The organism is Arthrobacter sp. ISL-48 (genome assembly GCF_018613805.1).
Taxonomy (GTDB): domain Bacteria; phylum Actinomycetota; class Actinomycetes; order Actinomycetales; family Micrococcaceae; genus Arthrobacter.
Genome location: NZ_JAGGPL010000011.1, coordinates 23,390 through 36,225, shown reverse-complemented (window position 1 = coordinate 36,225; position 12,836 = coordinate 23,390). Strand labels below are relative to the sequence as shown.

At 65.3% G+C, this 12,836-nt stretch carries 12 protein-coding genes; all 12 read left to right on the top strand.

The window, feature by feature from the left end:
• Position 1 precedes the first annotated feature (1 nt).
• Positions 2-1,465, top strand: coding sequence for a UDP-N-acetylmuramoyl-tripeptide--D-alanyl-D-alanine ligase (murF, locus tag J7E83_RS12030; protein WP_214962365.1), 1,464 nt, complete (start codon positions 2-4; stop codon positions 1,463-1,465).
• Positions 1,462-2,571 carry a phospho-N-acetylmuramoyl-pentapeptide-transferase gene (gene mraY, locus J7E83_RS12025; RefSeq protein WP_214962363.1) on the top strand — a complete coding sequence of 370 codons (1,110 nt, stop codon included), beginning with the start codon at positions 1,462-1,464 and terminating at the stop codon, positions 2,569-2,571. The genes murF and mraY overlap by 4 nt, the downstream gene beginning before the upstream one ends.
• The gene (murD, locus tag J7E83_RS12020; RefSeq protein WP_214962361.1) at positions 2,553-4,130 is read left to right on the top strand and encodes a UDP-N-acetylmuramoyl-L-alanine--D-glutamate ligase; all 1,578 of its coding nucleotides are present in this window, start codon (positions 2,553-2,555) and stop codon (positions 4,128-4,130) included. The genes mraY and murD overlap by 19 nt, the downstream gene beginning before the upstream one ends.
• 2 nt (positions 4,131-4,132) lie before the next feature.
• A complete protein-coding gene (ftsW, locus tag J7E83_RS12015; RefSeq protein ID WP_214962359.1) occupies positions 4,133-5,476 on the top strand; it encodes a putative lipid II flippase FtsW in 1,344 nt (447 codons plus the stop codon).
• Between the two features lie 6 nt (positions 5,477-5,482).
• Positions 5,483-6,583 (top strand): undecaprenyldiphospho-muramoylpentapeptide beta-N-acetylglucosaminyltransferase, encoded by a 1,101-nt coding sequence (gene murG / locus J7E83_RS12010; protein ID WP_214962357.1) that lies wholly within the window; start codon positions 5,483-5,485, stop codon positions 6,581-6,583.
• Positions 6,580-7,956 carry a UDP-N-acetylmuramate--L-alanine ligase gene (gene murC, locus J7E83_RS12005; RefSeq protein WP_214962355.1) on the top strand — a complete coding sequence of 459 codons (1,377 nt, stop codon included), beginning with the start codon at positions 6,580-6,582 and terminating at the stop codon, positions 7,954-7,956. Before murG ends, murC begins: the two co-directional genes overlap by 4 nt.
• Complete coding sequence (locus J7E83_RS12000) at positions 7,949-8,896, top strand: cell division protein FtsQ/DivIB (RefSeq protein WP_214962353.1); 948 nt, start codon at positions 7,949-7,951, stop codon at positions 8,894-8,896. Before murC ends, J7E83_RS12000 begins: the two co-directional genes overlap by 8 nt.
• 188 nt (positions 8,897-9,084) lie before the next feature.
• Positions 9,085-10,320 carry a cell division protein FtsZ gene (gene ftsZ, locus J7E83_RS11995; RefSeq protein WP_214962351.1) on the top strand — a complete coding sequence of 412 codons (1,236 nt, stop codon included), beginning with the start codon at positions 9,085-9,087 and terminating at the stop codon, positions 10,318-10,320.
• 8 nt (positions 10,321-10,328) lie between these two features.
• The gene (locus J7E83_RS11990) at positions 10,329-11,042 is read left to right on the top strand and encodes a polyphenol oxidase family protein (protein ID WP_214962349.1); all 714 of its coding nucleotides are present in this window, start codon (positions 10,329-10,331) and stop codon (positions 11,040-11,042) included.
• On the top strand, positions 11,011-11,751 hold the full coding sequence (locus tag J7E83_RS11985; RefSeq protein ID WP_214962348.1) for a YggS family pyridoxal phosphate-dependent enzyme: 741 nt from the start codon (positions 11,011-11,013) through the stop codon (positions 11,749-11,751). Before J7E83_RS11990 ends, J7E83_RS11985 begins: the two co-directional genes overlap by 32 nt.
• Positions 11,752-11,839: 88 nt before the next feature.
• Positions 11,840-12,370: a cell division protein SepF gene (locus J7E83_RS11980; RefSeq protein WP_214962347.1), complete on the top strand. Its 531-nt coding sequence runs from the start codon at positions 11,840-11,842 to the stop codon at positions 12,368-12,370.
• A gap of 121 nt (positions 12,371-12,491) precedes the next feature.
• Positions 12,492-12,779 (top strand): YggT family protein, encoded by a 288-nt coding sequence (locus tag J7E83_RS11975; RefSeq protein ID WP_214962346.1) that lies wholly within the window; start codon positions 12,492-12,494, stop codon positions 12,777-12,779.
• Positions 12,780-12,836: the final 57 nt, after the last annotated feature.

Below are 12,836 nucleotides of genomic sequence, written 5' to 3'. Positions count from 1 at the left end.
GATGATTGCATTTACTGCGGCGGAGATCGCCGAAATCACAGACGGCCGCCTGGATGCCGACGCCGGGGTCACCCCTGTCTCCGTAGTCACGGATTCCCGGGAGGCCACCGCCGGATCGCTTTACGTTGCGAAGCCGGGGGAGCACGCAGACGGCCACGACTTCGTTGCCGCCGCCTTTGACAGGGGTGCAACGCTGGTCCTCGCGGAACGATCCGTGGCCGGACCGGACGGCGCCACGTATCCCGCCGTGCTGGTTCAGGATGCCGTCGTGGCGATGGGCAAGCTGGCGGCCGAAGCTGTGCGTCGGATCCGTGCAGCCCGGGAGGCCGCGGGCGAGGCCCTGACCGTGATAGGAATCACCGGTTCGGCCGGAAAGACCACCACCAAGGACCTCCTGGCCGGGATCCTGGCCAAGCAAGGAACCACTGTGGCTCCGCAGGGTTCGTATAACGGTGAGGTCGGCGTGCCACTCACCGTATTCCGTGCCGACACGGATACGCGATACCTCGTGATCGAAATGGGAGCTACGGGAATCGGCCACATCCGCTACCTGGCCGACATGGTGGTGCCGGACATCGGTGTGGTTCTCGGCGTGGGTACGGCCCACGCCGGCGAGTTCGGCGGCGTGGACAACATCGCAAGGGCCAAGGGTGAACTTCTGGAAGCCCTCCCGGCCACCGGGACCGCCATCATTAACCTCGACGACGACCGGGTTGCCGCCATGCGGGCACGAACGCACGCCGCCGTGCTGGGCTTTACCGCCAACGGCCACAAGGAAGCCGCAGTGCGGGCTGAGCGGCCTGACACGAACGTCCTGGGGAATCCTGAGTTCGACCTTGTTCTCCCGGGAGACGAACCGGACCTGCACGTGAGCAGCAGGCTTATCGGCGCACACCACATAGGCAACCTGCTGGCCGCAGCTGCCGCCGCTTTCGCCGCAGGAATTCCGGGACCTGACATCGCAGCCTCCCTTAGCAGCCAAACAGCCGCCAGCCGTTGGCGCATGGAACGAACCGAGCGGGCGGACGGCGTCACCATTATCAACGACGCCTACAACGCCAACCCGGAATCCATGCGTGCGGCCCTTCGCACCCTGGCGGACCTGGGCCGCGGCCGCCGTACCTGGGCCGTCCTGGGCGCCATGCTGGAGCTGGGTCCTGACTCGATCCGGGAACACGCTGCCGTAGGCACCCAGGTGGTGCGGCTGAACATCTCCCGCCTCGTGGTTGTGGGCCGCGAAGCACGTGCCCTGTACGTATCCGCGGTGCAGGAAGGCTCCTGGGGAGACGAATGCGTCTTTGCGGAAACCCCGGATGAGGCCTACGAACTCCTAAATGCCGAGCTTGAACCAGGCGACCTTGTGCTGTTCAAGTCCTCCAACAGCGTAGGGCTGCGGCATTTGGGCGATCGGATAGCATTACCCCCAGCCCAGGTACCCGCCACTGAAGGGAGCGAGCTGCTGTGATTGCACTGCTCATCGGCGCTGGCCTTGCCCTGTTGTGCGCCCTGGTTGGGACCCCGCTGTTCATCCGGTTGCTCGTCCACAGGAGCTACGGCCAGTTCATCCGGGATGACGGACCGACGTCGCACCACACCAAGCGCGGCACACCCACTATGGGTGGAGCCGTGGTGGTTTGCGCGGTCCTCCTGAGCTACGGCCTGACCCACTTGATCATGTGGATGATGAATCCCGATTCGCCGGGTCCCTCGGCTTCCGCGCTCATCCTGCTGTTCCTCATGGTGGGCATGGGCACGGTGGGCTTCCTGGATGACTTCATCAAGATTTCCCGTCAGCGAAGCCTGGGCCTGGACGCCAAGGCCAAGCTCATCCTGCAGGGCGCCGTTGGCGTCATCTTCGCTGTCCTTGCCCTCAATTTTCCCGACGCCGACGGCGTCACGCCAGCGTCCACCAAGATCTCCCTGGTCCGCGATCTTCCGTGGCTGGACCTGGCGTTCGCCGGGACCATCGTGGGCGCCATCCTATTTGTCGTGTGGTCTAACTTGATCGTTACCGCCGCCACCAACGGGGTGAACCTCACGGACGGACTGGACGGCCTGGCCGCGGGAGCTTCGATCATGGTATTCGGTGCCTACACGCTGATGGGTATCTGGCAGAGCAACCAGGCCTGCGGGTCGCCGCGCGAAGCCGGCAGCGGGTGCTATTCGGTCCGCGACCCCCTGGACCTGGCACTTCTGGCAGCCATCATGAGCGCCGCCCTTGTCGGCTTCCTCTGGTGGAACACTTCACCCGCCAAGCTCTTCATGGGTGACACGGGTTCATTGGCGATCGGCGGCGCCATCGCGGGCTTTGCGATCCTTTCCAGGACCGAACTGCTCCTCGGCATCATTGGCGGCCTCTTTGTGCTGATTACGCTGTCAGTCATCATCCAGGTGGGTTATTTCAAAGCCACCGGGGGTAAACGCTTCTTCAAAATGGCACCCTTGCAGCATCACTTCGAACTCAAGGGCTGGGCAGAAGTCACGGTGGTGGTCAGGTTCTGGATCCTGGGCGGGCTCTTTGTGGCCGTGGGCCTCGGTATCTTCTACGCTGAATGGGTTGTGCTGCTGTGACTGTTTCCCCCCGTCTCGACGGCCTCGTGAGCTGGGATTCCGACTGGGCCGGATTACGCGTCGTTGTCACGGGCATCGGGGTTTCCGGCTTCGCCGCGGCGGACACCCTCATCGAACTGGGTGCCCGGGTGGTGGTGGTTGACGCCGCCACCAGCGATACTGCCAAGGCCCAGGCCGACACCTTGAAGATCGTCGGAGCCGAAGACGTCCTCTTGGGACCCGACGCCGTGATCCAGGTTCCCAAAATCGACGGCGCCTTCCCCGAGCTGATCGTGACATCGCCCGGCTGGCGACCGGACCAGGCCCTGCTGGCAGCCGCCGCACGTGCGCACATTCCGGTCTGGGGCGACGTCGAACTCGCCTGGCGCCTCCGGGAGCGCGCGGGGCGCAAGACGGCCGACTGGCTGACCATCACGGGGACGAACGGAAAAACGACCACGGTCGGCCTTACCGAAGCAATGCTGCAGGCGGCTGGCCTCAAGGCCATTGCTGTCGGCAACGTTGGCACACCCATTCTTGATGCCCTCCGTGATCCAGTCGATTACGACGTCTTTGCCGTGGAGCTGTCCAGTTTCCAGCTGCACTGGTCCCATTCGCTGTCGCCGGTTGCCAGTGTCTGCCTCAACGTGGCCGAGGACCATGTGGACTGGCACGGCTCCTACGCGTCCTACCTGGCGGACAAGGCCAAAATCTTCGAGCGGACGCAGAAGGCGTGCATCTATAACGCGGAGCAGATCGAAACCGAGCGCATGGTGGAGAACGCCGATGTGATGGAGGGCTGCCGTGCCGTGGGCTTCACCACGCTTACCCCGGCCATCAGCATGCTGGGCGTGGTCGAGGGCCTCCTGGTGGACCGAGCCTTCATCGAGGAACGCAAGGACAGCGCAGCCGAGCTTGCCTCGATGGCGGACCTGGGGCCGTTTGCCCCGCGGCACATGGTGGCGAACGCCCTTGCCGCCGCAGGCCTGGTGCGCGCGTACGGCGTGGAGCCCAGGGCGGTGCGCCAAGGCATCCAGGACTACGTACCGGGAAACCACCGCATCCAGCCCGTCGCACGCCAGAACGGGGTGCTCTGGGTCAATGACTCCAAGGCCACCAACCCGCACGCCGCGTCCGCTTCCCTGGCCACCTTTCAAAACGTGATCTGGATTGCCGGCGGCCTGTCCAAGGGTGTCAGCTATGACGAACTGGTCCGGGACCATGCGGCCCGGCTGAAGGCAGTGGTGCTGATCGGGAGCGACACCGCGCCGCTGGCCGAGGCCCTCCGGCGACACGCGCCGGATGTACCAGTGATCGCACCGCCGGCGGGCGACACTGAAAATATGCAGACTGCCGTAACGGGCGGAGCCATCGCGGGCAGCTCTCCGGTTTCCGGTGGGGCCGTGATGTCCCGGGCCGTTGCGTCGGCCGCGCAGCTGGCCGCTTCAGGGGACACTGTGCTGATGGCGCCGGCTGCTGCTTCCATGGATCAGTTCTCTTCCTATGCTCACCGTGGCGACGCCTTCATCGAAGCTGTCCGCGAGCTGGTGGAAGGGCAGGCCCAGACCGGCGAGGAGTAACAATGGTCAGCACGCCCACCCGTCCGCCGGATTCCCATCCGCGCACCGGAAAACCAGCTTCACCCCCTCGGCCAAGGCCCATGGCGGCGAAACCTACAGTGCCACCGCGCGTCCGGGGCTGGTACCGCGGCTTCTGGTCCGCGCTGGAAGGAAACGGCACCTCCCGGAACGGTTCCACCTATTACCTCATCCTCGGCTCCACGCTCGCGCTTACCGCCATCGGCATCATGATGGTGCTTTCGGCCTCGAGCGTGGAATCCATCGCGGCAGGAAAATCACCCTACGGCGACGCCCTGAAGCAGGGGATCTTCGCCGCCATCGGTATCTTCACCATGTTTGTCCTGTCCCGCATCAACGTGGTCTGGCTCAAGCGCCTTGCCTGGCCCGTTCTGGGCATCGCGCTGGTCCTGCTGGTCCTGGTCCAGGTGGTCGGCACCGAAGTCAACGGCAATAAGAACTGGATCGACCTCGGCGGCATCACCTTCCAGCCGTCAGAGGCATCCAAGCTGGCACTGGCGCTGTGGATGGCCACCGTCCTGGCAATGAAGGGGAAGCTGCTCCGGCGATGGCAGCACGTACTGATCCCCGCTGTGCCCCTGGCCGGGGCCGTGATCGGATTGGTGCTGCTCGGAAACGACCTCGGCACTGCCATGATCATCATGATGATCACTGCCGCAGCACTCTTCTTTGCCGGCGTGCGGCTCTACCTGTTCGCTTTCGCCGGTTTGGTGGCCGCGGCGGGAACGGCCGTCATGGCCGTTACCAGCTCAAACCGGGTGTGCCGTATCACGTCATGGTGGACCGGACAGTCTTGCGCCGACGGCGTCGACGCCAACTACCAGGCAACTAACGGGCTCTACGGACTCGCTTCCGGCGGTTGGTTCGGTGTGGGCCTTGGCCAGAGCCGGCAGAAGTACAGCTGGATCCCGGAAGCCCACAACGACTTCATTTTCGCCATCATCGGCGAGGAACTGGGTCTGGTGGGCACCGTCGTCGTCCTCATCCTCTTCGCCATCCTGGGTGCGGCCATCTACCGTGTGGTAGTGGCCCAGGAGGCCATGTTCCACCGGGTCCTGGCCGGCACCATCATGGTATGGCTGCTCGGACAGGCCACCGTCAACATGTCCGTGGTGACGGGCCTGATGCCCGTCATCGGCGTGCCTTTGCCCTTCATTTCCTACGGCGGGTCCGCACTCCTCATGTCCCTGTGCGCCATCGGCGTGGTCTTATCGCTCGCCCGGGAGCAGATGGCCCCTGCCATCAGGCCCAAGCGGATGTTGAAATTCGGCGCCGGCAAGGGCCGGGGAACCACCGGCCGCACCAAGACTGCCAGAAAGCGTACCTAGCACCACATGACTTCGAAAAAGCTCTCCATTGTCCTGGCGGGCGGCGGAACCGCCGGCCACATCAGCCCGCTCCTGGCCATCGCGGCCGCGCTGCGCGTGTCCGCGCCGGAGGCCAACCTCCTTGCGGTGGGTACTCCGTCGGGCATGGAGACCAGGCTGGTTCCCGCTGCCGGAGTGGAACTTGCCACGATCGACCGCGTCCCGTTTCCCCGGAAGCCCTCCGTGGACCTGTTGCGGCTGCCTTCCCGGCTCGCCGGGGCAGTAAGCCAGGCCGGCAAAATCCTGGATGACGCCGACGCCGATGTTCTGGTCGGGGTAGGCGGCTACGTATGTACGCCCATGTACCTGGCTGCCCGGCGCCGCCGCATTCCCATCGTGATCCATGAAGCCAACACCCGGCCCGGCCTGGCCAACAGGGTGGGGTCACTGCTGACCCGGCACGTCGCGGTGGCCTTCGAGACCACCAAGCTCCGTCATGCCCGCCACGTGGGAATGCCCATGCGCACGGAAATTTCCGGCCTGGACAGAACCGCCGCCCGCGCCGCTGCCCGCGAAGCGCTGGGCCTGGATGCCGGCAAGCCAACACTGATCGTCACCGGCGGATCCTCCGGCGCGCAGAGCATCAACCGCACGGTGGCCGCCGTTGTGGAGGACCTCGCCGCCGCAGGGATCCAGACGCTCCATATCACCGGCCGCGGAAAGGCGGTGCTGGCCCCCGACGGCGGCACACTGGCGGTGCCTGGATACCGGCAGCTTGAATATGTCGACGGCATGGAGCTGGTCTACGCCGCCGCGGACGTGCTGCTCGCACGGTCGGGTGCCGCCACCGTCTGTGAAGTCGCCGCCGTGGGCGTTCCGGCGGTGTTTGTCCCGCTGCCAGTTGGCAACGGCGAACAGGCGCTCAACGCTGCGGGGCTCGTGGATGCGGGCGGGGCGCTCCTCGTCCAAGACCGCGATTTCACTCCCGGTTGGGTTCGCAGCGAACTCATCCCGCTGGTCACCGACCACCGCCGACTGGCCGCAATGGGAGCCAGCTCACACCGCCTTGGAATCAGAAACGCCGATCAGCGCATGGCTGGTCTTGTCTTGGAAGCGGTATCCGCATGACCCCCGCCCCCGTCCCCAGCCAGGAATCCCTTGGCCGCGTCCACTTCATCGGAATCGGCGGGGTGGGCATGTCCGCCGTGGCCCGGATCATGGTGGCGCGGGGGATTCCCGTCAGCGGGTCAGACGCAAAGGACTTGCCGGTCATGGCGGACCTGGCGGACGCGGGCGCCAGGATCGCCGTCGGGTACAGCGCCGGGAACCTTGGCGACGCGCAGACGGTCGTGGCGGGCTCGGCCATCCGGGCTGACAACCCCGAGCTCGCGGCCGCACGCGTTGCCGGGCTCCCCGTGCTGCACCGTTCGGAGGCCCTGGCTGCCACGATGGGCGGGGACCTGGTGGTGACGGTGGCAGGTACACATGGCAAGTCCACCACCACGTCCATGATTACCGTCCTGCTCCAGGGCGCCGGACTGGACCCCTCCTTTGCCATCGGGGCCAACGTACCGGCCCTCGGCGTCAACGCGGCCAACGGCACTTCCGGGGTGTTTATTGCCGAGGCGGATGAATCGGACGGGTCGTTCCTGAACTACCGGCCCAAAATGGCCGTGGTCACGAACGTGGAACCTGACCACCTGGACTATTACGGCACAGCCGAAGCCGTTTACGAATCCTTTGACCGGTTCACCGGACTGCTTCCGTCAGACGGTGTACTGATCGCCTGCGCGGACGACGCCGGCGCCCTCGCCCTCGCCGAACGCACTCGTGCCCGCGGCAACACCAGGGTGGTCCTGTATGGCACCTCTGCCCGGTCGGACCTGGTGCTGCACGACGGCGGACCAGGAGATGTGTCCGTCAGGTCACCGGCGGGACGGTTCGGCCTGGAGCTTCAGGTGCCGGGCCGGCACAATGCCCTGAACGCCACGGCCGCGTTCGCCGTCGCCCTTGAGCTGGGGGTCGATGCGGACACCGCCGCGCGGTCTCTGGCGCACTTCTCCGGGGCGTCGAGGCGATTCGAACTGAAGGGCGCAGCGCGCGGCGTGCGGGTCTTTGACGACTACGCCCACCATCCCACCGAGGTCCGCGCCGCCCTGGCGGCGGCGCGCTCCGTTGCGGGGGAGCACAAGGTCCACGTCCTGTTCCAGCCGCACCTCTTCTCACGCACCAGGGAGTTTTCCCGGCAGTTCGCCGAGGCGCTGAACCTGGCCGATACGGCCCTTGTGCTGGACATCTATCCTGCCCGTGAAGATCCCATTCCGGGCGTCACGAGCCAGCTGATCGCAGAGCACCTCAACGCGGGTGGCCGTCTGGTCACAAGTGGGGAGGCTGTGGCTGAACTGGCGGCGGCCGCCGGCGTCGGCGACGTCGTCCTGACCGTTGGCGCCGGCGACGTGACCGACTTCGGTCCGCTGATCGTGGAGGCACTGGGTGGCTAGCCCGCGGCGCCCCACGTACGCCTCGCGCGGCGGGTCGGGACGCGGCGGCGTCCCCGTGAAGGAGCCTGAGGTCATCTCCGCCTCCAAGAGCGCACCTGACGCCGCTCCGGCACCATCTTCCAACGGGAAGAAGACGGGGAAAAAGACAGGAAAAGAGGCGCGGATAAAGGCGAAGGGCTTCGGCACGCATTCCGGAGACCGGGATTTGGCGGCGGATGACAATGTGCTGGCCTTTCCTGAGCCGAAGGGCCGCCGAGTCAAAAGGAACATCCTCATCGCCGCGGGTTTAACCGTGGTGGTGATCGCGGGGCTCCTGGCCGCCGCTGTTTTTTCGCCCCTTCTGGCTGTTGCCACCATTTCCGTCTCGGGTACGAAGCTCCTCACCCCCGAGCAGGTGCAGACCGCGCTGGAGCCGCTGCGGGGCAAACCCCTGCCCCAGGTCAGCGACGGCGACGTGTCCCGGCTCCTGGGGCCGCTGGTCCAGATCAAATCGGTATCCATCGAAGCGCGGCCGCCATCTGAGCTGGCGGTCAAGATCCGGGAACGGGTTCCGGTCGCCCTGGTCAAGCAGGGCGCGCAGTACCAGCTGGTGGACGTGGACGGCGTACAACTGGCCACCACGGCGGATCCGAGGTCTGTAGCGCTGCCCGTGATCGACGGCGGAGCCGGAGCAATCGGCAAGGACCTGTTCCAGGCCACCGCAGCGGTCCTCGGCGCTCTTCCGCCGGAAGTCCTTGCGAAGCTGTCCAACGCTTCCGCCCAGTCGGTTGACGCCGTCGAACTCAAACTCACTGACGGCCAAACCGTCGTTTGGGGCAACGCAGGGGAGAAGGAACTGAAGGCGAAGGTGCTTGAAGCGCTCCTGAAGGTTCCTGCCGACCCGAAGAACCCCGTGCGGGTTTACGACGTCAGCGCGCCCCGGCACCCCGTAACGCGCTGAAATGCTTTATTTGCCCGGTATTCCCACGACACGCGGCGGCGGTTATTGAATGTCCGAAGCAGAGGAAATAGCGTCACAACATGAGTTACTTGACATAACTATAACCTTCAACTCGAAGGTTAAGGTTCGAAGCTTCAAGCCCGACTCCATCAGTTTTCGCAATAAGACACGAACAAGGGACACGTAACGTGGCAGCTCCGCAGAATTACTTGGCCGTCATCAAGGTCGTCGGCATCGGCGGCGGTGGCGTGAACGCAGTCAACCGCATGATCGAGGTCGGCCTCCGAGGTGTTGAATTTATCGCCATCAATACCGACGCCCAGGCCCTGCTGATGAGTGATGCCGACGTCAAGCTCGACGTCGGCCGCGAGCTGACCCGCGGACTTGGTGCCGGAGCCAACCCCGAGGTGGGCAAGCAGGCTGCAGAGGACCACGCCGACGAGATCGAAGAGGTCATCCGCGGTGCAGACATGGTGTTCGTGACGGCCGGCGAAGGCGGCGGCACTGGCACCGGCGGCGCTCCCGTGGTGGCGCGCATCGCCCGCTCCCTGGGTGCGCTGACAATCGGTGTGGTCACCCGGCCCTTCACCTTTGAAGGCCGCCGCCGTGCCGGCTCCGCCGAGGCGGGCATTGACGCCCTCCGCGACGAAGTTGACACCCTGATCGTCATCCCCAACGACAGGCTCCTTTCCATCAGCGACCGCAACGTCTCCGTCCTGGACGCTTTCCGTTCCGCTGACCAGGTCCTGCTGTCCGGTGTCCAGGGCATCACAGACCTCATCACCACTCCCGGCCTGATCAACCTTGACTTCGCCGACGTGAAATCCGTCATGCAGGGCGCAGGCTCGGCGCTGATGGGTATCGGTTCGGCGCGTGGAGAAGACCGGGCGGTCAAGGCTGCGGAGCTGGCCATCGCGTCCCCACTGCTGGAAGCCTCCATCGACGGCGCCCACGGCGTGCTGCTGTCCATCCAGGGCGGGTCCGACCTCGGCCTGTTCGAGATCAACGAGGCCGCCCGCCTGGTGCAGGAAGTTGCCCACCCCGAGGCCAACATCATCTTCGGCGCCGTTATTGACGACGCGCTCGGAGATGAGGCCCGCGTAACGGTCATCGCCGCAGGCTTCGACGACGTCAAGGCCACCTCGCCGTCCATGGACCAGTCACAGCCCCAGGTGGCGCCGCAGAGGCCAGCCGCCCCGTCGGCTGCCCCTGCCCAGGCCCCGTCGTCAGGCGGCAGCCACCAGATGAATGTCCAGCCCGTCCACGCCGGGGTCGGCGCGTCCGGACTCAGCAACTGGGGGCAGCAGCGTTCTTCCGCCGTCCCCGCAGACTCAGGATTCGACGTCGACCTGCCGTCAGTTGTGGAGCCCGATCTCACCGGTCACCAAGCCGATGACCTGGATGTCCCCGACTTCCTGAAGTAGGGCACGGATTGTTTTTCTCGCGGTCGGAAGTCCTCCCCGGGGTGTCTGTGGCATTCACCGACACCAGCGCCGGGAACCTGGCGTTGCACGTGGGGGACAACCCTGCTGATGTGATCCGGCGCCGGGAGGGGTTGGAGCGGGCCATGGGTGCGTCTCCCGGCTCCCTCCGGTTCATGGACCAGGTGCACGGCACCTCCGTAGCCCTGATGGAGGCCGGCACACCTGCACCCGAGGCGGACGCCATGGTTTCGCAGGGATTGCCGCTGGCCGTCATGGTCGCGGACTGCATTCCGGTACTGCTGGTGGGCAAAGCTCCGTCTGGTCCGGTCCTGGCCGCCGTGCATGCCGGCCGCCCGGGGATAGCCAATGGCATCATTCCGTCAGCGGTGGACCGGATGCGGTCGCTCGGTGCGTCCGGAATCAGGGCGTGGCTCGGACCATCGATCTGCGGCGCCTGCTACGAAGTCCCGGCAGCCCTGCAAGCCGCAGTCGCCAGCGCGGTTCCGGCCACCTGGTCGACGACGTCGTGGGGGACTCCGGCGCTCGATCTTCCGGCGGGGGCGCGGAGCCAGCTGGAGGCCGCGGACGTCGTCGTCGAGTATGCGGGAGCGTGCACCCTTGAGAACGATGCACTTTATTCCTACCGCCGGAACAGCCGTACCGGCCGGTTCGCCGGGGTCGTATGGCAGCATGAAGGGAAGCCGTGTGGTGAAGGACGCTGAGCGGTTTGCCGAGCTGTCAGAGCGCCTCGCTGCGGTCCGGAGCAGGATCGAATCCGCCGCGGATGCTTCCGGCCGGGGCGGGGATCTACCCACGCTGATCGTGGTCACGAAGTTCCATCCGGCTGAGGACATCCGTCGCCTGGCGGCGCTGGGGGTCCGGGATGTCGGCGAGAACCGGGATCAGGAGGCCTCGGCGAAGTCGGCGGAGCTGGCGGAGCTCGGGCTGCACTGGCATTTCGTAGGCCAGCTCCAAACCAAGAAGGCCAAGTCCGTGGCGCGCTACGCCCACGCGGTCCATTCGGTGGACCGCCTGCAACTTGTTGACAGTCTGGCCCGTGCGGTAGCCACAGAGCAGGATGCTTCCGGCCGCACCCCGCTGGACTGCTTCATCCAGGTCAGTCTCGACGACGACGCCGGGGCCCACCGGGGCGGCGCATCACCGTCAGAGGTGCCTGTCCTGGCCGAGCGGCTGGCTGACGCCGAGGGGCTGGTGCTGGCGGGCGTGATGGCCGTCGCTCCGCTTGGGGCCGGGCCTGAGGAATCCTTCGAAAGACTGGCGGCCATCTCCGCCCGGCTCGCCGCCGAGCATCCTTCCGCCACGGCCATTTCGGCGGGCATGAGCCAGGACCTCGAAGCGGCCATCCGGTTTGGGGCGACACACCTGCGAATCGGTTCGGATATTCTCGGATCGCGTCCTGCGGTGGGGTAGCGTCGAACTATTGGAAGTGAATGGCGGGGACTTCCAGTGCTGTCAAGTCACAGCGTGGCCCGCCTATGGACACGATTAGGAGTCGACCATGGCCGGCGCTCTGCGCAAGACAATGATCTATCTTGGGCTCGCCGATGGCGATGAACACTACGAGTCCGAGCATCACACCACACGTAAGGACGAGGACGATTCAATGGAAGTTGACCGCGACGAACGCCGTGCACCAGCACCCGTCCGCGATGTCGGCCGCGACACCTCGTACGCCCCTGAAGAGGAATACCGCGCACCAGTGACCCCCATCAAGCGTGCGGCATCAAGCCGCGAAGAAACCAGCGGGCTCCGGCAGATCACCACGATCCATCCGCGGTCCTACAACGACGCAAAACTTATCGGTGAAAGCTTCCGCGATGGCATCCCCGTGATCATGAACGTCACCGACATGGGTGAAGGCGACGCCAAGCGCCTGGTGGATTTCTCAGCCGGGCTTGTGTTCGGGCTCCGGGGAAGCATCGAGCGCGTCACGAACAAGGTTTTCCTCCTGTCACCGTCGTACATTGAAGTCATCGGCGATGACAAGAAGGTCAGCGAGACACAGGCCAGCTTCTTCAACCAAAGCTAGTCACAAGGCTTACCGCGGATGCCAGGCAGGTACACCTGTCTGGCATCTGTGCTGAAATAGATAAGAAACGTTGGCAGGACACTGCGGTATCCGGAATGAGCATGGAGATATGAGTTAAGTCATGGGAATTGTTTTCGGACTTGTCTATCTCGCCCTCTTACTGTTCTTCGTGTCGCTGATCGTCCGCCTCGTCTTTGACTGGGTCCAGATGTTTGCCAGGGAATGGCGTCCACGCGGCGCTGCCTTGGTGACGGCCCACACCGTGTACTCCATCACCGATCCACCGCTCAAGGTCCTGCGGAGGCTGATCCCGCCGTTGAGGCTTGGCGGCATCTCGCTGGACCTGGGTTTCCTGATTTTGTTCATCGCCGTCAGCGTGGCGATGGCGTTTACCAGGAGTTTCGCGTAATTTTCGATTAGACCTAGCAGCGCAGGCCGCAGATCCGGACGGAACTGGCAGCCTGCA

Bases quoted from the DNA above. Each gene is read 5' to 3' on its own strand.
- J7E83_RS11985 (WP_214962348.1), top strand. From the start codon at position 11,011: ATGAAGGGAAGCCGTGTGGTGAAGGACGCTGAGCGGTTTGCCGAGCTG.
- murG (WP_214962357.1), top strand. From the start codon at position 5,483: ATGACTTCGAAAAAGCTCTCCATTGTCCTGGCGGGCGGCGGAACCGCC.
- murC (WP_214962355.1), top strand. From the start codon at position 6,580: ATGACCCCCGCCCCCGTCCCCAGCCAGGAATCCCTTGGCCGCGTCCAC.
- J7E83_RS11975 (WP_214962346.1), top strand. From the start codon at position 12,492: ATGGGAATTGTTTTCGGACTTGTCTATCTCGCCCTCTTACTGTTCTTC.
- murD (WP_214962361.1), top strand. From the start codon at position 2,553: ATGGGTTGTGCTGCTGTGACTGTTTCCCCCCGTCTCGACGGCCTCGTG.
- ftsW (WP_214962359.1), top strand. From the start codon at position 4,133: ATGGTCAGCACGCCCACCCGTCCGCCGGATTCCCATCCGCGCACCGGA.
- J7E83_RS11980 (WP_214962347.1), top strand. From the start codon at position 11,840: ATGGCCGGCGCTCTGCGCAAGACAATGATCTATCTTGGGCTCGCCGAT.
- murF (WP_214962365.1), top strand. From the start codon at position 2: ATGATTGCATTTACTGCGGCGGAGATCGCCGAAATCACAGACGGCCGC.